Consider the following 1,877-nt stretch of genomic DNA (forward strand, 5'->3'; position numbering starts at 1 on the left):
CTTTTGCTATGTGATAAGGTGTCTTATCTATAGAAGAGGTAGCGACTTAGCCACAGGGTGAACACTGGGTCGGTGATATAGGTGTGCCCGTTATCGGTATCGATGAGTTCTTTATTGGTGAGTGCATTTTTCACTGCGTTTGCATTTGCGGACGAATTGAGGTTGTAGTCGTCAATAATCCTTTGGCTTGTGAAGGAGTTGTTATTTCCATCGACAATGGCTCGGAGGAGACTTAGCTGGTGGCTTGTTAGCTCTTCAGTTTGTTTTTCAAATAGAGGTCTATTTTGATTAATCAAGTCTTCAATAGCTCGCTCTAAATCATCTTCTGTAGCCCTCTTTTCGGTTCGCCCCCATACTAGCCACGCGAGTTGTTGGACGTATGATGAGTGGTTATCTACTGCCTTTGCGATCTTTTTAGCTAGCTCTGTAGGGATCTCCTTGCCAGTGGTTAAAAATCGCTCAGATATGTAGGTAACCCAATCCTCTGTGCTAATCTTTCCGAGGTAGATCATATCTCCAAACTTATAGAAGGGGTAGTCTTTTCGGCCAAATAGCTCATCCATTAGATGTTTTTTGCTACCAAATAGACAGTAAGAGACCTGCTTTTGGTGCTGCCAAATGGTTCGTAGTTTTTTCTGAAAGGTAAGTGAATTGGCGAACTCCCCTATTTGTTGAAATTCATCAATGCAGATGACTATTCGGCAATTATGCTTCATTGCATACTTTTCAGGAAACTCCAAAACTTCTTCCAGCCCTCTCTCAACGCCCCTTAGGTCTATAGAGAGCGACATTTCTGCCGTAGGGTCTACCCCTAAGGTTACCCTCGGGCTAACTCTTGATAGAAAGTCCTGAATATTTCTCAACCACTCCTCGGCACGAGTGGAAGTCTGTTTTAGAACTGCTGTAGCAAAGGCATTGCAAAACTCCTCCTCAGTACGGCAAGCGAAAATATCAAGGTAGACGATACGTAGCTCTTTAGTCGTCGCCAAAGTAGAGGCCTTTTTGACTAAAGAGGTTTTGCCCCACCTTCTTGGAGAGATGAGAATAGTATTGATACCGTGCTGGAAGTTGCCGATTAGTCGCTCTGTCTCTTTTTCCCTATCTGTGAAGTGCTCGCCAGAAGTGGCTATGCCGAATTTAAATGGTTCTATACTCATATTGCTTGTGTGTTTGTATGCCTTTAGTTGCTACAAATATACCTATAATCTCAAAACTAAGAGGTCTCTTAGTAAGAAGGTTCTTAGTAAGAGACCTCTTAGTAATTTACAAGGTGGGGGTAGGAGTCATTTGGTGGGTTATTTATTACACTATAAGTATAAAATATATTAAATGGCATCTTGGGAGAGGGGGTTTTGAAGCGATTTGAACTGCTGTTTGTATGGTATTGTGAACCAATAGTTTAGGAAGGCGCTTTTTGAGTTGCATCTCAATGATCGGCGAGTTGCAACTAAGCATTTGCTGAGTTGCAACTAAGCGATCGGTTAGTTGCATCTCGGCAAATGCTTTGATACGGTCTCAGATGATGCCGAGATAGGGTCTTCGCTTTTTTGACATATAATGTTGGTTATCAGTTAGATATGCTAGTGAGTGCCCTTTTCCCCTATTTGCCTTGTTTTTTTTGGTTTATTTAACAGGTTTCTCGTGTTTATTGGGGATTTTGTCGGCGTTAGCGAGTCTAAAGGAGAAGCTTGGGTAGGAGCTTGGGGCTATGTCTCTGCCCAACCTTCTCCTCGGCAGGTAGTCCTCGCCCATCTGCCGAGGGGGAAGGCTGGCTTTTTAGGCCGTGGAAGCCCTTCGGGCTATCAGCCGAGGTGTTTGAGGCTCTTTTCCATCTATTACTTACCGAGGGGACGATGTTGAGGATAACCTCCGCGAGG

The 1,877-nt window shown here is 43.8% G+C and carries 2 protein-coding genes; both read right to left on the reverse strand.

The window, feature by feature from the left end; genetic code table 11:
* Positions 1–23: 23 nt before the first annotated feature.
* Positions 24–1,157 carry an AAA family ATPase gene (locus QVO39_RS03840; protein ID WP_021903081.1) on the reverse strand — a complete coding sequence of 378 codons (1,134 nt, stop codon included), beginning with the start codon at positions 1,155–1,157 and terminating at the stop codon, positions 24–26.
* Positions 1,158–1,675: 518 nt separating this feature from the next.
* A partial coding sequence (locus QVO39_RS03845) for a hypothetical protein (protein WP_288171733.1) occupies positions 1,676–1,877 on the reverse strand: 202 nt, incomplete at its 5' end.

Origin of the sequence: Porphyromonas sp. CAG:1061 (assembly GCF_000435035.1) — a bacterium.
In the GTDB taxonomy this organism is placed as follows: domain Bacteria; phylum Bacteroidota; class Bacteroidia; order Bacteroidales; family Porphyromonadaceae; genus Porphyromonas_A; species Porphyromonas_A somerae.